Source organism: Escherichia ruysiae (genome assembly GCF_031323975.1).
Classification (GTDB): Bacteria; Pseudomonadota; Gammaproteobacteria; order Enterobacterales; family Enterobacteriaceae; genus Escherichia; species Escherichia ruysiae.
Genome location: NZ_JAVIWS010000001.1, coordinates 4185371 through 4208061 on the forward strand (window position 1 = coordinate 4185371; position 22691 = coordinate 4208061).

Annotated in this window: 18 protein-coding genes; 10 read left to right on the forward strand and 8 right to left on the reverse strand. The window is 51.7% G+C overall.

What is annotated here, in order from left to right; genetic code table 11:
- Positions 1 to 242 precede the first annotated feature (242 nt).
- On the reverse strand, positions 243 to 371 hold the full coding sequence (gene mntS / locus RGV86_RS20085) for a manganase accumulation protein MntS (protein ID WP_001001762.1): 129 nt from the start codon (positions 369 to 371) through the stop codon (positions 243 to 245).
- Between the two features lie 185 nt (positions 372 to 556).
- On the opposite strand from mntS, the gene mntR reads away from it, so the two are divergent.
- Together mntR and RGV86_RS20095 are read left to right on the forward strand one after the other, a co-directional pair.
- A complete protein-coding gene (gene mntR / locus RGV86_RS20090) occupies positions 557 to 1024 on the forward strand; it encodes a manganese-binding transcriptional regulator MntR (protein WP_000091012.1) in 468 nt (155 codons plus the stop codon).
- The gene (locus RGV86_RS20095) at positions 1021 to 2139 is read left to right on the forward strand and encodes an anion transporter (protein WP_000056471.1); all 1119 of its coding nucleotides are present in this window, start codon (positions 1021 to 1023) and stop codon (positions 2137 to 2139) included. Before mntR ends, RGV86_RS20095 begins: the two co-directional genes overlap by 4 nt.
- A 57-nt stretch (positions 2140 to 2196) precedes the next feature.
- Here the strand turns inward: RGV86_RS20095 and ldtB are convergent, their stop codons facing one another.
- Positions 2197 to 3117 carry a L,D-transpeptidase gene (gene ldtB, locus RGV86_RS20100; protein ID WP_001056379.1) on the reverse strand — a complete coding sequence of 307 codons (921 nt, stop codon included), beginning with the start codon at positions 3115 to 3117 and terminating at the stop codon, positions 2197 to 2199.
- 218 nt (positions 3118 to 3335) lie between these two features.
- On the opposite strand from ldtB, the gene RGV86_RS20105 reads away from it, so the two are divergent.
- Entirely contained in the window at positions 3336 to 4928 is a 1593-nt protein-coding gene (locus RGV86_RS20105; RefSeq protein ID WP_000961452.1) for an ABC-F family ATPase, read from the forward strand.
- A gap of 228 nt (positions 4929 to 5156) precedes the next feature.
- Here RGV86_RS20105 and RGV86_RS20110 read toward each other — a convergent pair whose 3' ends face one another.
- The 4 genes from RGV86_RS20110 to RGV86_RS20125 all read right to left on the reverse strand — a co-directional run bounded on the left by RGV86_RS20110 (position 5157) and on the right by RGV86_RS20125 (position 10861).
- Positions 5157 to 6416 (reverse strand): DUF1479 domain-containing protein, encoded by a 1260-nt coding sequence (locus RGV86_RS20110; RefSeq protein WP_000144772.1) that lies wholly within the window; start codon positions 6414 to 6416, stop codon positions 5157 to 5159.
- 151 nt (positions 6417 to 6567) lie between these two features.
- Positions 6568 to 7383, reverse strand: a complete 816-nt coding sequence (gene ybiV / locus RGV86_RS20115; protein WP_085460549.1) for a sugar-phosphatase YbiV — start codon at positions 7381 to 7383, stop codon at positions 6568 to 6570.
- A gap of 140 nt (positions 7384 to 7523) precedes the next feature.
- Positions 7524 to 9956 (reverse strand): glycyl radical protein, encoded by a 2433-nt coding sequence (locus tag RGV86_RS20120; protein WP_000209350.1) that lies wholly within the window; start codon positions 9954 to 9956, stop codon positions 7524 to 7526.
- A gap of 5 nt (positions 9957 to 9961) precedes the next feature.
- Entirely contained in the window at positions 9962 to 10861 is a 900-nt protein-coding gene (locus RGV86_RS20125) for a glycyl-radical enzyme activating protein (protein ID WP_085460550.1), read from the reverse strand.
- Between the two features lie 130 nt (positions 10862 to 10991).
- On the opposite strand from RGV86_RS20125, the gene fsa reads away from it, so the two are divergent.
- Positions 10992 to 11654, forward strand: coding sequence for a fructose-6-phosphate aldolase (gene fsa, locus RGV86_RS20130; RefSeq protein ID WP_001297004.1), 663 nt, complete (start codon positions 10992 to 10994; stop codon positions 11652 to 11654).
- Positions 11655 to 11741: 87 nt separating this feature from the next.
- Here the strand turns inward: fsa and moeB are convergent, their stop codons facing one another.
- Together moeB and moeA are read right to left on the reverse strand one after the other, a co-directional pair.
- On the reverse strand, positions 11742 to 12491 hold the full coding sequence (moeB, locus tag RGV86_RS20135) for a molybdopterin-synthase adenylyltransferase MoeB (RefSeq protein WP_085460551.1): 750 nt from the start codon (positions 12489 to 12491) through the stop codon (positions 11742 to 11744).
- The gene (gene moeA / locus RGV86_RS20140) at positions 12491 to 13726 is read right to left on the reverse strand and encodes a molybdopterin molybdotransferase MoeA (protein ID WP_000397342.1); all 1236 of its coding nucleotides are present in this window, start codon (positions 13724 to 13726) and stop codon (positions 12491 to 12493) included. Before moeA ends, moeB begins: the two co-directional genes overlap by 1 nt.
- Positions 13727 to 13927: 201 nt before the next feature.
- Here moeA and iaaA point away from each other — a divergent pair, with 201 nt between their 5' ends.
- The 6 genes from iaaA (at position 13928) to RGV86_RS20170 (ending at position 22687) form a co-directional block, all read left to right on the forward strand.
- Complete coding sequence (gene iaaA / locus RGV86_RS20145; RefSeq protein WP_085460552.1) at positions 13928 to 14893, forward strand: beta-aspartyl-peptidase; 966 nt, start codon at positions 13928 to 13930, stop codon at positions 14891 to 14893.
- Positions 14880 to 16751, forward strand: coding sequence for a glutathione ABC transporter ATP-binding protein GsiA (gene gsiA, locus RGV86_RS20150; RefSeq protein ID WP_085460553.1), 1872 nt, complete (start codon positions 14880 to 14882; stop codon positions 16749 to 16751). The genes iaaA and gsiA overlap by 14 nt, the downstream gene beginning before the upstream one ends.
- Positions 16752 to 16770: 19 nt before the next feature.
- Positions 16771 to 18309 carry a glutathione ABC transporter substrate-binding protein GsiB gene (gene gsiB / locus RGV86_RS20155; RefSeq protein ID WP_000090186.1) on the forward strand — a complete coding sequence of 513 codons (1539 nt, stop codon included), beginning with the start codon at positions 16771 to 16773 and terminating at the stop codon, positions 18307 to 18309.
- A 17-nt stretch (positions 18310 to 18326) separates the two neighbouring features.
- Positions 18327 to 19247, forward strand: a complete 921-nt coding sequence (gsiC, locus tag RGV86_RS20160) for a glutathione ABC transporter permease GsiC (protein ID WP_000936043.1) — start codon at positions 18327 to 18329, stop codon at positions 19245 to 19247.
- 2 nt (positions 19248 to 19249) lie between these two features.
- Positions 19250 to 20161, forward strand: a complete 912-nt coding sequence (gene gsiD / locus RGV86_RS20165; protein WP_001236036.1) for a glutathione ABC transporter permease GsiD — start codon at positions 19250 to 19252, stop codon at positions 20159 to 20161.
- 177 nt (positions 20162 to 20338) lie between these two features.
- Positions 20339 to 22687, forward strand: coding sequence for a sensor domain-containing phosphodiesterase (locus RGV86_RS20170; protein WP_000950341.1), 2349 nt, complete (start codon positions 20339 to 20341; stop codon positions 22685 to 22687).
- The last annotated feature ends 4 nt before the right edge of the window (positions 22688 to 22691 follow it).

Sequence of the window (22691 nt, forward strand, 5' to 3'; positions counted from 1 at the left end):
TTACCCTGGCGTCAAGGGTCAATACCTGCAAGAGTGCGTGAAGAGGGGAAAAGGGTCCGCATCCGCGAGCCGCAATATACGCAGGGCTGCAAGAAGATAGAGCGAGCCGCCGTTCAGGTCAACTACTGACGAACAAATCTTTTGCGAAGAAGATTGCAAATCTGACAAAAAGTGGGGGTTTTCAGGCAGTAAAGATTTATGCCTGCAATAAAGCAGGAGTGAAGCGGCGTACCGCGACGCCGCTATTTATTGGAGGGTTTATCCTGCTGCGGTTTATTGTTGACCATATCGCACAACATCGAGAGCAGCATTAACCGTACTTTAAAGGGAGAATGACTAAACACGCGCATACACCTCTTGAACTCATTCATAAGACCTCCTGACTTGCTAATCCCGTCACTCCTTGAGGGATGATTGCATTACATACAGATATAGCACAGGCTATATTATATAGCTATTGCTAAAACGTTAATTTTTTGTGCCTTCGCAACTCTGGTTTACAATGTGCGCACGAAATAAGAACGCTATATATGTGTCACCATAATGAGGAAGCACAATGAGTCGTCGCGCAGGTACGCCAACAGCAAAAAAAGTGACGCAGTTAGTGAACGTGGAAGAGCACGTTGAAGGGTTTCGCCAGGTAAGAGAAGCGCATCGCCGCGAACTTATTGACGATTATGTTGAGCTGATTTCTGACCTGATAAGAGAAGTGGGGGAAGCCCGTCAGGTGGATATGGCTGCTCGTCTGGGCGTTTCGCAACCGACGGTGGCTAAAATGCTTAAGCGGCTGGCAACCCTGGGGCTGATTGAAATGATCCCGTGGCGTGGCGTGTTTTTAACGGCGGAAGGAGAGAAGCTGGCGCAGGAAAGCCGCGAGCGCCATCAGATAGTCGAAAATTTCTTGTTGGTGTTGGGCGTCAGCCCGGAAATTGCCCGTCGCGACGCGGAAGGCATGGAACACCATGTCAGTGAAGAGACGCTGGACGCCTTTCGTTTGTTTACCCAGAAACACGGTGCCAAATGAGCCTGCCTTTTTTACGCACGCTGCAAGGCGATCGCTTTTTTCAGTTATTAATTCTCGTTGGTATCGGATTAAGTTTTTTTGTTCCCTTTGCGCCGAAATCCTGGCCTGGCGCTATCGACTGGCACACCATCATTACCTTAAGTGGCCTGATGCTGCTGACCAAAGGTGTTGAATTAAGCGGTTATTTTGATGTGCTTGGGCGCAAAATGGTGCGCCGTTTTGCTACTGAGCGTCGGCTGGCGATGTTTATGGTGCTGGCGGCGGCGCTGCTTTCTACCTTTCTGACCAACGATGTCGCGCTGTTTATTGTTGTCCCGCTGACCATCACGCTGAAAAGACTGTGTGAGATCCCGGTTAATCGGCTGATTATTTTTGAGGCACTGGCAGTGAATGCTGGATCGCTGCTGACGCCGATTGGTAATCCGCAAAATATCCTTATCTGGGGACGTTCGGGTCTTTCGTTTGCCGGTTTTATTGCACAGATGGCACCGTTGGCTGGCGCAATGATGCTGACATTGCTGCTGCTGTGCTGGTGTTGTTTCCCTGGAAAGGCGCTGCAATATCATACGGGGACGCAAACGCCGGAGTGGAAACCACGGCTGGTGTGGAGTTGTCTGGGACTGTATATCGTCTTCCTTACGGCGCTGGAGTTGAAACAAGAGCTGTGGGGGCTGGTGATTGTGGCAGTGGGGTTTACGCTTCTGGCGCGTCGCGTGGTGCTGAGTGTGGACTGGACGTTGCTGCTGGTGTTTATGGCGATGTTTATCGACGTCCATTTACTGACCCAGCTTCCGGCGTTGCAAGGCGTGTTGAGTAACGTGAGTCATTTATCCGAACCCGGATTATGGTTAACGGCGATTGGTTTATCGCAGGTGATCAGTAACGTGCCGAGCACGATTTTGCTGCTCAATTATGTACCACCGTCTTTATTACTGGCATGGGCGGTAAACGTAGGTGGCTTTGGTTTATTACCCGGATCGCTGGCAAATTTGATTGCGCTACGGATGGCGAACGATCGCCGGATCTGGTGGCGTTTCCATCTCTATTCGATACCGATGCTGTTGTGGGCGGCGCTGGTAGGATACGTTTTGTTAGTTATGTTCCCGGCAGTGTAAGAGCCGACAAATAAAAAAGGCGGATTATGAGTCCGCCTTTGCTTTAAGTTTTAAAGATTAATTCAGACGAACCGGCATCCCGGAACGGTTTTGAATAGCCTGATCCAGAACAGCCTGATCGACATCCGGCTGACCAGTCACTGTCTGCACGCTCTTGGTTAGCGTAATTGGCACAATTTCCTGACCTTCAAATTGGGCTTCGGTGGTAGACAGCGGGTTATGGACTTCAATATAACGGCTGCCGTCCGGCTCGGTGGTCGCTTTTACCGGCTCATCAATAAACTGTACGCGAGTACCGACCGGCACTTTCTCGAACAGGAATTTGATGTCTTCGTTACGCAGGCGCACACAACCGTGGCTTACGCGCAGGCCGATACCAAAGTTGGCGTTGGTGCCGTGGATAGCGTACAGGCGACCGATATACAGTGCGTACAGCCCCATCGGGTTATCCGGGCCAGCCGGAACGACAGCCGGAAGCGGTTCGCCCGCAGCGCGGTATTCTGCATGCATTTTGGCGGTCGGCGTCCAGGTCGGGCCTGCTTTCTTACGCTCTACTTTGGTGGTCCAGTTGATAGGTGTGTCTTTGCCTAACTGACCAATGCCGATCGGCAGTACGATAACGGTGTTAGTTCCTTTCGGATAGTAATACAGACGCATCTCTGCGCTGTTAATCACAATGCCTTCATGAACAGTGTCCGGCAGGATCAGTTGCTGCGGAATATTCAGTACGGTGCCGCCTTTCGGCAGGAAGGTATCCACACCCGGGTTCGCTTCCATCATATTGGAAAGCCCCATCTGATACTCGGCCGCAAAGTACTCCAGCGGCTGAGTGTTACCTTCAGGGATAGTGATCACCTGATTCTGACCAACCAGGCGACTCCCGTCGGTTGGCAGAGGATAAGTTACCGCTGAAGCGGTACTGCAAAAGCCGACAACAGCGAAGGCCGCTGCGAATAACGTTTTCAATTTCATATTCATGTTAAGCGAGATTTCGTGCCTGGCAGGCCATTAGGTTGAGAATATTAGAGTATTGGAAGCGCATTATATGTTCATTCCAGCTAACAGTGAAATCAGATGTGTACTAAATCACATTTTTTGCCTTTGGGAAGAGTGTAGACCTTAAGCGGGGGACGGGATCTTCTTTCAGACTTATGGCATAATGCGCGGTTTGTCATATCTCTTTTCAGGATACGCCTGTGTTAGTTTCCAGTAACGTCACCATGCAGTTCGGCAGTAAGCCGTTGTTTGAAAACATTTCCGTCAAATTTGGCGGCGGCAACCGTTACGGCCTGATTGGCGCGAACGGTAGTGGTAAATCCACCTTTATGAAGATCCTCGGCGGCGACTTAGAGCCGACGCTGGGTAACGTTTCCCTCGATCCCAACGAGCGCATTGGTAAGCTGCGTCAGGATCAATTTGCCTTTGAAGAGTTCACCGTGCTGGATACGGTGATCATGGGGCATAAAGAGTTGTGGGAAGTGAAGCAGGAGCGCGACCGCATCTATGCTTTGCCGGAAATGAGCGAAGAAGATGGCTATAAAGTTGCCGATCTGGAAGTGAAATACGGCGAAATGGACGGTTACTCTGCGGAAGCGCGCGCCGGTGAGCTGTTGCTTGGTGTGGGAATTCCAGTAGAACAACACTACGGCCCGATGAGTGAAGTTGCTCCTGGCTGGAAGCTGCGTGTGTTGCTGGCGCAGGCGCTGTTTGCTGATCCAGACATTCTCCTGCTCGACGAACCAACCAACAACCTGGACATCGATACCATTCGCTGGCTGGAGCAGGTGCTGAACGAGCGTGACAGTACCATGATCATCATCTCGCACGACCGTCACTTCCTTAATATGGTTTGTACCCACATGGCGGATCTGGATTACGGCGAGCTGCGCGTTTATCCGGGCAACTACGATGAGTACATGACGGCGGCGACCCAGGCGCGTGAACGTCTGCTGGCTGATAACGCCAAGAAGAAAGCGCAGATTGCCGAGCTGCAATCCTTTGTCAGCCGCTTTAGCGCCAACGCCTCGAAATCTCGCCAGGCAACTTCGCGCGCGCGCCAGATTGATAAAATCAAACTGGAAGAGGTGAAAGCCTCCAGCCGTCAGAACCCGTTCATCCGTTTCGAGCAGGATAAGAAACTGTTCCGTAACGCGCTGGAAGTGGAAGGGCTGACCAAGGGGTTTGATAACGGTCCACTGTTTAAAAATCTCAACCTGCTGCTGGAAGTGGGTGAAAAGCTGGCGGTACTCGGCACCAACGGCGTCGGTAAATCGACTTTGCTGAAAACGCTGGTGGGTGATCTGGAACCGGATAGTGGCACCGTAAAATGGTCAGAGAACGCGCGCATTGGTTACTACGCGCAGGATCACGAATATGAGTTCGATAATGACCTGACCGTGTTTGAATGGATGAGCCAGTGGAAACAGGAAGGCGATGACGAGCAGGCGGTGCGCAGCATTCTCGGTCGTTTGTTGTTCAGCCAGGACGACATCAAAAAGCCTGCTAAAGTGCTTTCCGGTGGTGAAAAAGGCCGTATGCTGTTTGGTAAGTTAATGATGCAGAAACCGAACATTCTGATCATGGACGAACCGACCAACCACCTGGACATGGAATCCATCGAGTCGCTTAACATGGCGCTGGAACTGTATCAGGGCACGCTGATTTTTGTTTCTCACGACCGTGAGTTTGTAAGCTCCCTGGCGACCCGTATTCTGGAAATCACGCCGGAACGCGTGATTGACTTTAGCGGTAATTACGAAGATTACCTGCGTAGTAAAGGGATCGAGTAAGTTATAGTCAGTAGCCCTGGTTATGTCAGGGCTACTGATGACAAATACAAGATTGCTATCAGGCCTATGCAGTACCTGCAATATATTGAATCTTCAGGACTTTGTAGGCAGGATAAGGCGTTAACGCCGCATCCGGCATGAACAAAGCGCACTTTGTCAGCAATCTGAGCAACATCGAACCTACTTTCTTAACCTCACATCAATTCACTTCCACTAATCCATCACTTCTCAAACATCCATGCCCAGCGCGCGTTTACCGTGAACGTTCAGATCTTCCAGTGTAAATCGGCCTTGCCAGTTTGTTTCATAATCTTCCCGTGGGAAGTCTCCCGGCGATGCACCTTTTTCCAGTGCTTTCCTGACCTTGTGCGCATAAACCCGGTTTTTCTCGCACATCGGCGCGGCAGGAATATACATCACATTCCCCCAGCCCTGTTGATTGTCTACCGGTGCGACACAGTGGATCACATCGCAGTGCCACCAGACAGAATCCCCCGCTGTTATTGCCGGAATTGACGTTAGTGCTTTCATCAATAAGGGATGCCATTTCTCTGAAACAGGCAGAACTTTACCAGGCGCAACACCGCACAGCTCGTCGTCCGGTACGTCATCCAGCAACGGACGCAGCAGAACGTATGCCATCGCTTCCGGGATCGGCACCACGTGTAACAATCCCTGGCCTGGTAACATATCGGAAAGTGCCGTCCAGCCCTGGAACGTGCGGAACACCGAACATTTGGTGGTGTTATCGACGGTGTATTCTTCTACTTCGGTACGGTGTGCGGCATCCCACGGATCGTAATCATCAAAATTACCGTTGAAAACATGGGCAAAAACGCGCTGATAAGCAGGTAATAACCAGCGTTCCAGTGCGCCAGAATCAGTGTGTGCCCCCAGACCTTTGGACGTCGTGCCCGGTGGGCGGCGGCGGATCCTGTCTGGATAGATCACGCTGACATCGGGATCAAACCATTGTTTGCCGTTGCTTTCAGACTTCCACAGACGGTTAAGGAAAGATTGCACCGCAGCCATATTGTCGCTCTGCCGCGCCTGCATCTGTGCCTGTGACCAGTAAATGGGATAGATTTCGGGGCGAGACGCCTCCAGCGAGCCGAAAAAGCTGTCACCGGGACCTTTATACACATCATCAAAGTGATTGGCATCAAGGTAGTTGAGCATTGCGCGATCCCACGCCAGCGCCTGCTCGCGGGGGAAATTGCCTTTTATTACCGCGCAACCGCGACGTTTTATCTCATTGCGCGTGGCTTCACTCACTGTACCTGCTGCAATGTCGCTATAAGGAACTTCCGGCCAAACCGGCAATCCTTGCGCTTTCAGTGCGTCTATTTCTGCTACACGCGCTTCGATTTTTGCAGAGAGTTTTTCGAAGACCTGTTGTACATCGCCGATCTGTTGTCGCAGCTTCGCTTTCATTTCACGGATAGCCGTTTTCGCATCTGTTGGCAGCGTCTCATAGGTAAAAGTCATATCAACCTCGCAACTTTCGTTCGAAAGTAAAAATAGTTACGATTGATACTTTAAGTTAAAAATAAGTTAACGCAAGATAAAAATCTTGAGTCAGTGCACAAAGTGAGCAAAAAAGAGAGATGCCGGAACGGTCGCTCCGGCCGGGAGAAGATTACTTATTGAAAGGAGAGGAGCTATCCAGCACCGCCTGAATCACATTCAGCGCGCCTTCATGATTATTATCATCGGTAGCGTAACGGGCGATTTGTTTAATGTTTTCCGCAGCATTGCCCATCGCAAAGGAATAATGCGCCATTTTAAGCATCTCTGCGTCGTTACCGCTGTCGCCAATCGCTACCACATTTTGCGGCGACAGACCCCAGCGTTTTAACAACCGCGAAATACCATTTGCTTTATGCAGGCCGGGAATAATCAGGTCGATAAAACCCGCGCCACTGGTGACAGGTTTCATAATGCCATCGAGCGCAACGTGCAGTTTGTCGACAACCAGCGGGATTTGTTCATCCGGCAGGTTGAGCGAAAACTTGAAAAGCACGTCATCAATCTCCTGGTAATCCTTCACAGGTTTCAGTCGATGGTAGTGTTTTTCCATCAGTGCGACGAATGCTTCCGGCGCATTTTCACTGATGTATGCGCTTTGCAGACCACAGGCGACAAAATTGAGTTGTTTATCTTTCAGCAGTTCCCCAATGACAATCCTGGATTCATGCCGGGTCAGTTCGCCGTGGAACAACTGCTTGCCATGTTCGTAGACCAGCGCGCCATTTTCCGCGACAAAAGAGATTTCATCTTTTAGCTCAGGAAAGAAGGAAATAAGCTGGTAATACTGGTTACCACTGGCGACAACGAACTCAATATCGCGCTTTTTCAGTTCCTGATACTGCGCCATAAAACGTGACTGGTTGTACATTTTGGCGTCGTTAAGAAAAGTACCGTCCATATCGCAAACGATAACTTTTACAGTCATAAAAGTGCTCCCGGCAATGAATGCAAACGCCACAGTGTAATGACAATGTGATGCGGAGCACAAACTAATTTCGAATGAAAGCGAGAGTAAAATTGATTTCGTGAATGTTTTAGCCCGGCGGTGACGCCGGGCTGAGGGGATTACAGCATGTGTTCGGTGCGGGCAATGATATCGTCCTGGGCGTCTGGAGAGAGCGCGGTGAAGAAGGCGGAATAACCCGCTACGCGCACGACCAGATCCCGGTACTGATCCGGATGTTTTTTCGCTTCCAGCAGCGTTTCGCGGGAAACGATGTTGTACTGAATATGCCAGCCTTTATGCACTTCGAAGAAGGTGCGTAGCAGGATCATCAGTTTCTGCTTGTCAGATTCGTTCTCCAGCGTCGCCGGGTTTAGTTTCTGGTTGAGCAATACACCGCCGAGAATCGCTGCGGTAGGCAGTTTACCCACCGAGCCAATGACCGCCGTTGGGCCGAGATGGTCAGTACCGGAAGCCGGGCTTGCGCCTTCCGCCAGCGGGGTATGTGCTTTACGTCCGTCCGGCGTTGCCATTGTTTGCGCGCCAAACGGTACGTTAGCGGAGATAGACGACGTACCTGCGTAATAGTTGCCGCCAACCGGACCACGACCGTAGCGCGGGTTGTGGTACTGCTTCAGTTCGTCAATATAGGTCTGATAGGCGCGAGCTAGCAGCGTATCGACGCTATCATCGTCGTTGCCATACTTCGGCGCGCCATTAATCAGACGCTGACGCAACTGCTCATGAGTCAGGCCATCGAAGTCATCCGCCAGCGCGGCAGCCAGTTGTTGTTGACCAATCGCGCCCTGTTCAAATACCAGTTTCTTCACTGCCGCCAGGCTGTTGCCGAGGTTGGCAATGCCCACCTGCAGGCCAGAAACCCAGTCATATTTCGCGCCGCCTTGCTTGATACTTTTCGCTCGCTCAATGCAATCATCCACCAGCGCCGAGCAGAGAATATCGTGCACGTTCTCTTCCAGCATGGTGTCGACCACATATTCGATTTCGATCGATTTGCGGGTGTAGTAACGGATTTGCGTATCCCACGCGTCCATTACTTCATCGAAGTTGTTGAAGTTACCCGCTGACAACGCTTTTTCTTGCGGCAGGAACACGTTGCCGCTGGTGGCATCACGACCGCCTTCCAGCGCCGCCAGCATCACGCGGGCGAAGTTGATAAAGCTCATGCCGGTGCAGCGATAGCCCCATTTGCCGCCGACGGCGGTTTCGATACAACCAATCGCTGCGTAGTCGTAAGCGTCCTGCGGTTCAATACCGAGTTTAATAAATTCCGGGATCACGATTTCGTCGTTGTTGAACGCTGGCATCCCGAAGCCGCAGCGGATCACCTGTACGCAGGCGTCGAGGAAATCGTTACTCATTCCCGCATGGTAACGCACGCTGAGGTTAGGCTGAGTGGAGCGCAGACGACCGCAGGATTCCAGGATCGCGTAAGAGAGCGGATTCACTGCGTCCATCGGCTGACCATCAACCAGATTTTGCCCGCCAATGGTGACGTTCTGATACAGCGGACTTCCCGCAGAGGCTTTCGAGTGCGAGCCTGAGCGGATCTTGTTCACCTCCAGCAGTTTCAGCCAGCAGCTATGCAGCATCTCGATGGCGTGTTCGCGATCCAGCGTCTGGTTCAGTTCAACGTCGCGGCGATAGTACGGATAGAGATACTGGTCCATACGACCAAACGACACCGAGTGACCGTTAGATTCGATCTGTAAAATCAACTGGATGAAGTAGCACAGTTGCAGCGCCTGCCAGAACGTCTGCGGCGGCTGGTGGGCGATAAGATCGCAATTTTCTGCCATTGCCAGCAGTTCATCGCGACGGCTTTCGCGGGTTTCGGTGGCTGCCATTTCACGCGCCAGGGCAGCGAAACGTTCAATATGTTCACTGACTGCAACCAGCACGATATCAATCGCTTTCAGGAACTGCTCGCCGTGCAAATCTTCCAGCACAGTCAGGTTGATACGCGAGCGACGCTCCGCCACTTTCTCGCGCAGACCATCAAGCCCTTTTTCCAGCAACAGCGGGAAATTGACCGCCAGGTGTGCATCGCCGGAGGTCATATTGCCTTCTGCTTTGATAATACCGGTCGCCAGCAGGCCTTTTTGCTCATCGGTAAACATGCCGTAGCAGCGATCCTGTACGGTCTGACCGCGCCACCACGGGCACACTTCATGCAGAACGCGTTTGTTCTCTTCGCTCACCGCAAAACCCGCGCCGGGACGATCGGCCAGATCATCAATCTCTTTTTCGATCCACGACACGGTATATTCCGGGAAGATTGGCGCGGCGCGAACTTCGCTTGCCTGGTTGCCGATGATCAACTCATCGTGTTTGATCCAGATGGTGCGATTCGCCAGGTGATGCGCCAGCGCCAGCGCGCGACGAACCGGGATCGGCTTATCGAGATGTTGTTGATACATCTCGGTATAGTGCTGTGCGCGCTCGGTACAAACCGGCGGTTTCACAATATGCACCAGCGCATTTTTGTGCGCTTTAATGCGGTCGCTGAGCGTGTCCAGTTTCAGTGTTGTCATGGTTGTTATCCTCGTAAAGTCGCGGTTAACCCTTTCTGGCAGGCATACTGCTGGGCAAAGTCGAGCAGTTCTGGCGCATCAAGCGGTTTTTCCGGGGCGTCATAGGGCAGATTAAGTAAGTGATATTTGTTGATGCCCAGCGTGTGGTAGGGCAGGAAATGAATTTCGCCAACGTGCAGCTCGTCGGCGGCAAAATCGGTAATGGCTTTTACAGAGGTTTCGTCAGCATTAAAGCCCTGAATCAGCGGCACGCGGATAATGATTTTTTTCCCCGCTGCGGCGAGTTTTTTCAGGTTATCCAGCACTCTGGCGGCGTTACCGTCGGTCCACTGTTTAAACGGCACGTCGGCGACGTGTTTTAAATCGGCAAGGAACAGATCGATATAGGGCAGAGAAGGGGCGATATATTTCCACGGCACATGCAGGCAGGTTTCTACCGCAGTATGAATGCCGGCCTCGTGGCTGGCTTGCAGTAGCGCCGTCGCCATTTCCGGCTGCATAAAGGGTTCACCGCCAGAAAGCGTTAAGCCGCCGCCGCTGCGATCGTAAAACGGTTTATCGCGCAAAACGGTCGCCATGATCTCCTCAACGCTTTTCACTTCACCACACACGGTTAACGCCTGTGTCGGGCAGCAGTTGGTTAACGCCGTCAGATGCTCCGGGGTTAACTTTTCCCGATGAATAAGCAGGCCATTCAGCGTGCGCTCAATCACTTCCGGCGCGGCCTTAGCACATAGCTCGCAGCCCTCCAGGCACAGACGTGCGTCATACAGTAGATCCTGCGTGCGGGCGCGGCTTTCAGGATTCTGACACCAGCGACAACCCAGCGAGCAACCTTTCAGAAAAACCACTGTGCGAATGCCGGGGCCGTCGTGGGTCGAGTAGCGTTGAATATTGAAGATCATAGATGCCTCTCTGTTTCGTTCAAATATTAAATTACTTTCGAATGAAAGTTATGTTGATGTGCGTCAACTGTTCAGAGAGTTTTCTCGTGGTAGTCTGGTTTCAGACAAAAAGTACATTTTGAGGATGGTTATGGAACTGTATCTGGATACTTCAGACGTTGTTGCGGTGAAGGCGCTGTCACGTATTTTTCCGCTGGCGGGTGTGACCACTAACCCAAGCATTATCGCAGCGGGTAAAAAACCGCTGGACGTTGTGCTTCCGCAACTTCACGAGGCGATGGGCGGTCAGGGGCGTCTGTTTGCCCAGGTAATGGCTACCACTGCTGAAGGGATGGTGAATGACGCACGTAAATTGCGTTCTATTATTGCGGATATCGTGGTGAAAGTCCCGGTGACCGCCGAGGGGCTGGCAGCTATTAAGATGTTAAAAGCGGAAGGGATCCCGACGCTGGGCACGGCGGTGTATGGCGCAGCACAAGGGCTGTTGTCGGCGCTGGCGGGCGCGGAATATGTTGCGCCTTATGTCAACCGTATTGATGCTCAGGGTGGTAGCGGTATTCAAACCGTGACCGATTTGCATCAGTTACTGAAAATGCATGCGCCACAGGCGAAAGTGTTAGCCGCGAGTTTCAAAACCCCGCGTCAGGCGCTGGACTGCTTACTGGCAGGATGTGAATCCATCACCCTGCCGCTGGATGTGGCACAACAGATGATTAGCTATCCGGCGGTTGACGCTGCCGTAGCGAAGTTTGAGCAGGACTGGCTGGGCGCGTTTGGCAGAACGTCGATTTAACGGGATGTTCTGCATCCTCATAAATTGCTTATAACGTGGCGGAGTGCACCGATGCCTGGCGCGTCTTATCAGGCCTGGAGGCGACAATTACTGCCCGCAAACCTCACATCCCGGATTGCGCATCAGTTTCATTTCGCGGAACTGACAGGTCATCGCATCGTACATAACGATTTTTCCGCTGGCAGGTTTTCCATAGCCTGCCAGCAGTTTGATCGCTTCCATTGCCTGCAACGAACCAATTACGCCAATCAATGGCGCCATCACGCCTGCTTCCACGCAGGTTAACGCGTTTTCGCCAAACAAACGGCTAAGGCAGCGGTAGCAAGGCTCGCCGTCCTGATAAGTAAAGACGGTGATTTGACCTTCCATACGAATTGCCGCGCCGGAAACCAGCGGCACCTTCGCGGTAAAACAGCCTGCGTTCAGTTGATTACGTACCGCAACGTTATCCGTACAGTCGAGCACCAGATCGTGTTTAGCAATCAACGCAGCAAGCTCAGCATCATCAAGTAACGCATTCACTGGTGTAATTGCGATATGTGGATTGATCCGTGCCAGTGCATCACGGGCAGATTCAACCTTCGGTTGCCCGACCGTAGCGTCACTGTGTAGCGTCTGGCGTTGCAGATTCGAGAGCGAAACCGTGTCGAAGTCGAGCAGCGTCAAGTTGCCGACACCGGCGCTTGCCAGATACTGCGAGGCTGCGCAACCGAGTCCACCGAGGCCGACGACCAGCACGCGAGAATCTTTCAACGCTTCCTGGCCGTCAAAATCAAAACCACGCAGGATGATTTGCCGGTTGTAGCGCAGCATCTCCTGATCGCTGAGTTCCGCCATTACAGGCCTCCGAACAACGCGTTAAACGGCTCGACTTCCACCCATTCGCCCGCTTCAACATTGCCGCGATCGCGTTCCAGCACGATAAAGCAGTTGCCGAGGCTAAAAGAGCTAAATATATGGGAACCCTGATGTCCGGTGGTCATCACTTCCAGTTCGCCGTCGGCATTGCGTTGCAGCACACCACGCTGGAAATCAAGACGACCAGGCGTTTTCTTGAGGCGAGACGCCGTGCGTACACGCTGGCGCGTAGGCAGGCCGCTGGCGGTGTTGCCGCTTAATTTTGCCAGTAACGGCTGTACCAGTTGGTAGAATGTCAGCGTTGCTGAAACCGGATTACCCGGCAGGCCGCAGAACCAGCTATTGCCGAGTTTACCGAACGCGAACGGTTTACCCGGTTTAATCGCCAGCTTCCAGAAGGCGATTTCGCCCAGCTCTTCGAGAATGGTTTTGGTGTAATCCGCTTCACCAACCGAAACACCGCCAGAACTGATCACTACATCCGCCTGACTGTCGGCTTCAATAAATGCTGTGCGCAAGGCGTGGGGATCGTCGCGGATAATCCCTAAGTTGATCACCTCGCAACCCAGTTGTTCTAACATCAGGTGTACGGCGAGACGGTTGGTATCGTAGATTTGACCGTCGCCCAGTGGCTGACCTGGCAACTGGAGTTCATCACCGGTGGAAAACAGCGCCACACGCACTTTGCGAATCACCGGAACGTCGGCAATTCCCAGCGAAGCAATCACCGGCAGCTCTGCGGTAGTCAGGCGAGTCCCCGCCGGGAAAACAACCGCACCCGCAGAGATATCTTCACCGCGACGACGAATATTTTGCCCGCTACGCACTTCAGCGGTAAAACGCACTCCTGCATCCGTTTGTTCGGTCTGTTCCTGCATCACCACCGCTTCACAGCCTTCCGGCACCGGAGCACCGGTCATAATGCGAATACAGGTGCCAGCAGGCCATTCACCATGATACGGCTGCCCGGCAAACGATTTGCCAGCAACGGGCAGCGGTTGCCCGGAGGCGATATCGGCTAAACGAACCGCGTAGCCGTCCATTGCCGAGTTATCAAACCCAGGGACATCGAGCGGCGAAACCACATCGCTCGCCAGAATACGACCAAAACACTGAACCAGTGGCAGCGTTTCCTGAGCAGTCAAAGGGGTAACGCGAGAAAGCATCTCATTAAGCGCGGTGTCGAGCGACATCAAACCGGTGGTAAATTCCATGAAAACACTCCTGCGGGGCAAAATCGAATCCGCCTATTATGTCAGAAAAACGCCACGGACTGTATGCCACCTCGGTCGTAGAGCGGGCTCCTGCCTTTACATGCCATATACATCTTTCTATATTCAAAAATTGAATGAATAATTCATAAAAATTCTGATATTTATAGCAAAGTGGCGAGCCACCCTTAATGGACGAATACTATGGGCAAAGCAGTCATTGCAATTCACGGCGGCGCAGGCGCAATTAGCCGCGCACAGATGAGTCTGCAACAGGAATTACGCTACATTGAGGCACTGTCTGCCATTGTTGAAACCGGACAGAAAATGCTCGAAGCGGGCGCAAGTGCGCTGGATGCAGTGACGGAAGCCGTGCGCTTGCTGGAAGAGTGCCCACTGTTTAACGCCGGAATTGGCGCTGTCTTTACGCGTGATGAAACCCATGAACTCGACGCCTGTGTGATGGATGGCAATACCCTGAAAGCCGGTGCAGTGGCGGGCGTCAGTCATCTGCGTAATCCGGTTCTTGCCGCCCGTCTGGTGATGGAACAAAGCCCGCATGTGATGATGATAGGTGATGGCGCAGAAAATTTTGCTTTTGCTCATGGCATGGAGCGCGTCTTGCCGGAGATTTTCTCCACGCCTTTGCGTTATGAACAATTACTGGCGGCGCGTGAGGAAGGGGAGATGCTCCTCGACCATAGCGGCGCACCGTTGGATGAAAAACAGAAAATGGGCACTGTGGGAGCCGTGGCGTTGGATCTCCATGGCAATCTGGCGGCTGCCACGTCCACGGGGGGAATGACCAATAAATTACCTGGTCGGGTCGGCGACAGCCCGCTGGTTGGCGCCGGGTGCTACGCCAATAACGCCAGCGTGGCAGTTTCTTGTACCGGCACGGGCGAAGTCTTCATTCGCGCGCTGGCGGCGTATGACATCGCCGCGTTGATGGATTACGGCGGCTTAAGCCTCGCACAAGCCTGCGAGCGGGTAGTGATGGAAAAACTCCCTGCGCTTGGCGGCAGTGGCGGACTAATCGCTATCGATCATGAAGGCAACGTCGCGCTACCTTTTAACACCGAGGGAATGTATCGCGCCTGGGGCTACGCAGGCGATACGCCAACCACCGGTATCTATCGTGAAAAAGGGGACACCGTTGCCACACAGTGATGAGCTTGAAGCCGATGATGTGCTGGCTGTTGATAATCTCAATATTGCCTTTATGCAGGACCAGCAAAAAGTGGCTGCGGTTCGCGGTCTCTCTTTTAGCCTGCGACGTGGTGAGACGCTGGCAATTGTTGGAGAGTCCGGTTCCGGCAAGTCAGTCACAGCACTGGCGTTGATGCGTCTGTTAGAACAGGCGGGGGGGCTGGTGCAATGCGACAAAATGTTATTGCGGCGCCGCAGTCGTGAGGTGATTGAGCTTAGTGAGCAGAGCTCCCGGCAAATGCAGCATATACGCGGTGCGGATATAGCGATGATTTTCCAGGAGCCAATGACGTCGCTGAATCCGGTATTTACCGTGGGCGAGCAGATTGCCGAGTCTATCCGTCTGCATCAGAACGCCAGTCGTGAAGAAGCGATGGCGGAGGCGAAACGGATGCTGGATCAGGTTCGCATCCCGGAAGCACAAACCATTCTTTCGCGTTATCCGCATCAACTCTCCGGTGGGATGCGTCAGCGGGTGATGATTGCCATGGCGCTGTCATGTCGCCCGGCGGTGCTGATTGCCGATGAGCCGACGACTGCACTGGACGTCACCATTCAGGCGCAGATCCTGCAATTAATCAAAGTGTTGCAAAAAGAGATGTCGATGGGCGTCATCTTTATCACTCACGACATGGGCGTGGTGGCGGAGATTGCCGATCGGGTACTGGTGATGTATCAGGGCGAGGCGGTGGAAACGGGCAGCGTCGAACAGATTTTTCATGCGCCACAGCATCCTTATACCCGTGCGCTATTGGCTGCTGTTCCGCAGCTTGGCGCGATGAGAGGGCAAGATTATCCCCGACGTTTCCCGTTGATATCGCTTGAACATCCGACTCAACAGGAACGCCCTGTCGAGCAGAAAACGGTGGTTGATGGCGAACCTGTTTTACAGGTGCGTAATCTGGTCACCCGTTTCCCTTTGCGCAGCGGTTTGTTGAATCGCGTAACGCGGGAAGTGCACGCCGTTGAAAAGGTTAGTTTTGATCTCTGGCCGGGCGAAACGTTGTCGCTGGTGGGGGAGTCTGGCAGTGGTAAATCCACCACCGGACGGGCGTTGTTGCGCCTGGTTGAAAGTCAGGGCGGAGAAATTATCTTCAACGGCCAGCGAATCGATACTCTGTCACCCGGCAAACTTCAGGCATTGCGCCGCGATATTCAGTTTATTTTTCAGGATCCTTACGCCTCACTGGATCCACGCCAGACGATCGGTGATTCGATTATCGAACCGCTACGTGTTCATGGATTATTGCAGGGTAATGAAGCCGCTGCACGCGTTGCGTGGCTACTGGAACGCGTTGGTCTGTTACCCGAACATGCGTGGCGCTACCCGCATGAGTTTTCCGGCGGCCAGCGTCAGCGTATCTGTATTGCCCGTGCGCTGGCGTTGAATCCCAAAGTCATTATTGCCGATGAAGCCGTGTCGGCGCTGGATGTTTCTATTCGCGGGCAGATTATCAACTTGTTGCTCGATCTCCAGCGTGATTTCGGCATTGCATATCTGTTTATCTCTCACGATATGGCGGTCGTGGAGCGGATCAGCCATCGTGTAGCGGTGATGTATCTTGGACAAATTGTCGAAATAGGCCCCCGGCGCGCGGTCTTTGAAAATCCACAGCACCCTTATACGCGTAAATTACTGGCGGCAGTTCCGGTTGCTGAACCGTCCCGGCTGCGACCACAGCGCGTACTGCTATCGGACGATCTTCCCAGCAATATTCATCAGCGTGGCGAAGAGGTTGCAGCCGTCTCGTTGCAATGCGTCGGGCCGGGGCATTACGTCGCACAACCACAATCAGAATACGCATTCATGCGTAGATAACATTCAGGCGGAGAATCAAATGGCAAGAGCTGTACACCGTAGTGGGTTAGTGGCGCTGGGTATTGTCACAGCGTTGATGGCATCTTGTGCATTCGCTGCCAAAGATGTGGTTGTGGCGGTGGGATCGAACTTCACCACCCTCGACCCGTATGACGCGAATGACACGTTGTCACAGGCCGTGGCGAAATCGTTTTACCAGGGGCTGTTCGGTCTGGATAAAGAGATGAAGCTGAAAAATGTGCTGGCGGCGAGTTATACCGTCTCCGGTGACGGCCTCACTTACACCGTGAAATTGCGTGAAGGGATTAAGTTCCAGGATGGCACCGACTTCAACGCGGCGGCGGTAAAAGCGAATCTGGATCGGGCCAGTGACCCAGCGAATCATCTTAAACGCTATAACTTGTATAAGAATATTGCCAAAACTGAAGCGGTCGATCCGACAACGGTGAAGATTACGCTTAAACAGCCGTTCTCCGCGTTTATAAATATTCTTGCCCATCCGGCGACAGCGATGATTTCTCCGGCGGCGCTGGAAAAATATGGCAAAGAGATTGGTTTTCATCCGGTGGGAACCGGGCCGTATGAACTGGACACCTGGAATCAGACCGATTTTGTGAAGGTCAAAAAATTCACCGGTTACTGGCAGTCAGGACTGCCCAAACTGGACAGCATTACCTGGCGTCCGGTGGCGGATAACAACACTCGCGCGGCAATGTTGCAAACCGGTGAAGCGCAGTTTGCTTTCCCCATTCCCTACGAGCAGGCCGCGCTGCTGGAGAAAAACAAAAATATCGAGCTGATGGCCAGCCCGTCGATTATGCAGCGTTATATCAGTATGAATGTGACGCAAAAGCCGTTCGATAACCCGAAGGTACGGGAGGCGCTGAATTATGCCATCAACCGTCCGGCGCTGGTGAAAGTCGCGTTTGCGGGATATGCAACGCCCGCCACTGGCGTGGTGCCGCCGAGTATCGCCTACGCGCAAAGTTACCAACCGTGGCCTTACGATCCGGCAAAAGCGCGCGAATTACTTAAAGAGGCGGGATATCCCAACGGTTTCAGTACCACGCTGTGGTCGTCACATAACCACAGCACCGCGCAGAAAGTGCTGCAATTTACCCAGCAGCAGTTAGCGCAGGTAGGAATTAAAGCCCAGGTGACGGCGATGGATGCCGGACAGCGGGCGGCAGAAGTAGAAGGTAAAGGGCAAAAAGAGAGCGGCGTGCGACTGTTCTACACCGGCTGGTCGGCATCGACCGGCGAAGCTGACTGGGCGTTATCGCCGCTGTTTGCGTCACAGAACTGGCCACCGACGCTGTTTAATACTGCGTTTTACAGTAATAAACAGGTGGATGATTTCCTGGCTCAGGCACTGAAAACTAACGATCCGGCGGAAAAGACCCGCTTATATAAGGCGGCGCAGGATATCATCTGGCAAGAGTCGCCGTGGATCCCGCTGGTGGTCGAAAAACTGGTGTCGGCACACAGTAAAAATCTGACCGGTTTTTGGATCATGCCAGACACCGGCTTCAGCTTTGAAGATGCGGACTTGCAATAAGCAACGCAGGGAGTGGAATGCTTAATTACGTTATCAAACGCTTACTGGGGTTGATTCCGACGCTGTTTATCGTCTCGGTGCTGGTGTTTTTATTTGTCCATATGCTGCCCGGCGATCCGGCGCGATTGATTGCCGGCCCCGAAGCCGATGCTCAGGTCATCGAACTGGTGCGTCAGCAACTGGGTCTGGATCAGCCGCTGTATCACCAGTTCTGGCACTACATCAGCAACGCAGTGCAGGGAGATTTTGGCCTGTCGATGGTGTCGCGTCGTCCGGTTGCCGATGAGATTGCCAGCCGCTTCATGCCAACGCTGTGGCTGACCATAACCAGTATGGTCTGGGCGGTGATATTTGGTATGGCGGCAGGAATTATCGCCGCCGTCTGGCGTAACCGTTGGCCGGATCGATTGAGTATGACCATCGCGGTGTCGGGGATCTCCTTCCCGGCATTTGCCCTGGGAATGCTTTTGATACAGGTTTTCTCCGTTGAGCTGGGCTGGCTGCCTACCGTAGGTGCAGACAGTTGGCAGCACTACATTTTACCCTCCCTGACGCTCGGCGCGGCAGTGGCAGCCGTGATGGCGCGCTTTACCCGTGCGTCGTTTGTCGATGTCTTAAGCGAAGATTATATGCGTACCGCGAGGGCGAAAGGGGTGAGTGAAACCTGGGTTGTCCTCAAACATGGGCTACGCAACGCGATGATCCCGGTAGTGACCATGATGGGCTTACAGTTTGGCTTTTTGCTCGGAGGTTCCATCGTGGTGGAGAAGGTTTTCAACTGGCCCGGACTTGGGCGCTTACTCGTTGACTCCGTAGAAATGCGCGATTACCCGGTGATTCAGGCGGAAATTCTGCTTTTCTCGCTGGAATTTATTCTTATCAACTTAGTGGTGGATGTGCTTTACGCCGCCATTAACCCGGCTATCAGGTACAAGTAAGGATGCGATTATTTAACTGGCGTCGTCAGGCGGTGTTAAACGCCATGCCACTAGTAAAACCTGATCAGGTGCGTACTCCGTGGCATGAGTTCTGGCGACGTTTTCGCCGTCAGCATATGGCGATGACCGCCGCATTATTCGTCATTTTGTTGATTGTGATGGCAATTTTTGCACGCTGGATCGTCCCCTATGACGCCGAAAATTATTTCGATTATGACAATCTGAATAACGGACCTTCTTTGCAGCACTGGTTTGGCGTCGATTCACTGGGGCGCGACATTTTCAGCCGTGTCCTGGTTGGTGCACAAATCTCGCTGGCGGCGGGCGTGTTTGCGGTGTTTATCGGTGCGGCGATAGGGACGTTGCTGGGCTTGCTGGCTGGATATTACGAAGGCTGGTGGGATCGGCTGATCATGCGTATTTGCGATGTGCTGTTTGCTTTCCCTGGCATTTTGCTGGCTATTGCTGTTGTCGCGGTGCTGGGAAGCGGCATTGCTAACGTGATTATCGCCGTCGCTATCTTTTCTATTCCTGCGTTTGCCCGACTGGTGCGCGGCAACACGCTGGTGTTAAAACAGCAAACCTTTATTGAATCAGCGCGCAGTATTGGCGCCAGCGATATGACCATTTTGTTGCGCCACATCTTACCGGGGACAGTCTCTTCCATCGTCGTGTTCTTTACCATGCGCATTGGCACCTCAATTATCTCCGCCGCCAGTCTGTCGTTTCTCGGCTTGGGAGCGCAGCCGCCGACCCCGGAGTGGGGAGCGATGCTCAACGAAGCGAGAGCGGATATGGTTATCGCGCCGCATGTGGCGGTTTTTCCGGCACTGGCTATTTTCCTGACCGTGCTGGCGTTCAACTTGCTGGGTGATGGTTTGCGTGATGCGCTGGACCCCAAAATTAAAGGATAGTCACGGTTGAACATTGCTTGAAAGAGTAATGACCTCAGAGGAAATTATTGCCTTAAGCAAGTGTTGTAACTTTCTTCTAATTTTGTAGAATCGAGTAATTTGGTTAAAAAGCCGCTGTGAGGGACTATTTATGCAGCGGCACAGCGTACTGACAGTTATTTTGTTAAATGTATTAACATGCTGAGTTTATACGAAAAGATAAAGATCAGGCTGATAATTTTATTTTTATTGGCTGCGCTGTCATTTATTGTTCTTTTTTTCATCATTAACTATCAGCTGGTATCGGAGCGTGCGGTAAAACGTGCTGATAGCCGCTTTGAACTTATTCAAAAAAACGTTGGCTATTTCTTTAAAGATATTGAACGTTCCGCTCTGACGTTAAAGGACTCACTTTATTTATTGAAAAACAGTGAGGAGATTAAACGAGCTGTCATCCTGAAAATGGAAATGATGCCATTTTTAGACTCAGTGGGGCTGGTACTGGATAATGATAAATATTATCTATTTTCGCGGCGGGCGAATGATAAAATCTTTGTTTATCATCAGGAAAAGGTAAATGGTCCCCTTGTTGATGAGGCAGGACGCGTCATCTTTGCCGATTTTAATCCGTCGCAGCGCCCGTGGTCAGTAGCTTCGGATGGCTCTGACAGTAGCTGGAATCCGGCATATAATTGCTTTGATCGTCCGGGGAAAAAATGTATTTCTTTTACACTACGAATTAACGGCAAAGACCGTGATTTGCTGGCTATTGATAAAATTCATGTCGATTTAAACTGGCGATACCTGAACGAATACCTTGATCAAATCAGCGCAACTGATGAAGTGTTGTTTCTGAAACAAGGTTATGAAATCATTGCCAAGAACCAACTCGCCCGTGAAAAATTGATTATTTATAATAGCGAAGATAATTATAATATTATTGATTCTGTCGATACAGAGTATATAGCAAAAACATCGCGCGTACCCAATAACTCGCTATTCGAAATCTATTTTTATTATCCTACGGGGAAACTATTTAACGCGTCAGATAAACTTTTTTATTTACCGTTTGCTTTCATTATTGTCGTATTGCTGGCGGTTTACTTAATGACGACCCGTGTGTTCCGTCGCCAATTTTCAGAAATGACAACGCTGGTCAATACGCTGGAGTTTTTACCTGACTCTGCGGATCAAATGCAGGCACTGAAAATTCGTGACGGCGATGCGAAAGAGATTATCAGCATCAAAAATTCGATCGCGGAAATGAAAGATGCTGAAGTTGAGCGTTCAAATAAATTGCTCTCGCTGATCTCCTACGATCAGGAAAGCGGTTTTATCAAAAATATGGCGATTATTGAGTCAAACAATAATCAGTATCTGGCCGCCGGGATCATCAAACTGTGCGGACTGGAAGCCGTCGAAGCCGTGTTTGGTGTCGAGGAACGCAACAAAATCGTCAGGAGGCTGTGTCAGCGAATTGCCGAGAAATATGCACAATGCTGCGATATCGTGACATTTAATGCCGATCTCTATTTATTATTGTGTCGGGAAAATATACAGACGTTTACTCGTAAAATAGCGATGATAAACGATTTCGACAGTAGCTTTGGCTATCGCAATCTGCGTATACACAAATCTGCCATTTGTGAACCTCTGAAGGGCGAAAATGCCTGGAGCTACGCAGAAAAACTGAAGCTGGCGATTTCCAGCATCCGTGACCATATGTTCTCTGAGTTTATTTTCTGTGATGATGCGAAACTCAGCGAAATTGAAGAGAATATCTGGATTGCGCGCAATATCCGTCATGCAATGGAAAAAGGCGAGCTATTCCTGGTTTATCAACCGATTGTTGATATTAACACCCGTGAAATTCTGGGCGCTGAGGCACTGTGCCGCTGGGTTTCTGCGGAGCGGGGGATCATCTCGCCACTGAAGTTTATTGCTATCGCGGAAGATATCGCTTTTATCAATGAACTGGGTTACCAAATTATTAAAACGGCGATGGCTGAATTCCGCCATTTTAGCCAGCGTGCGCTCCTGAAACAGGATTTCTTACTGCATATAAATGTTTCGCCCTGGCAGTTAAACGAACCTCATTTTCATGAGCGTTTTATCGCCATCATGAAAGAACATGAACTGACAGCGAAAAGTCTCTGTATTGAGATCACTGAAACTGTGATTGAGCGAATTAGTGAACATTTTTATCTCAATATTGAACAGCTGCGTAAACAAGGGGTACGAATATCGATTGATGACTTTGGTACGGGTTTGTCAAACCTGAAACGTTTTTATGAAATTAATCCTGATAGCATAAAAGTGGACTCGCAATTTACCGGCGATATTTTCGGCACTGCGGGTAAAATTTTGCGCATTATCTTCGACCTGGCACGCTATAACCGGATCCCGGTGATTGCAGAAGGTGTTGAGAGCGAAGAGGTTGCGCGTGAATTAATCAAATTAGGGTGTGTTCAGGCCCAGGGGTATCTGTACCAGAAGCCGTTGCCATTCTCTGCCTGGGACAAAAGTGGAAAGTTAGTAAAAGAGTAGTTTA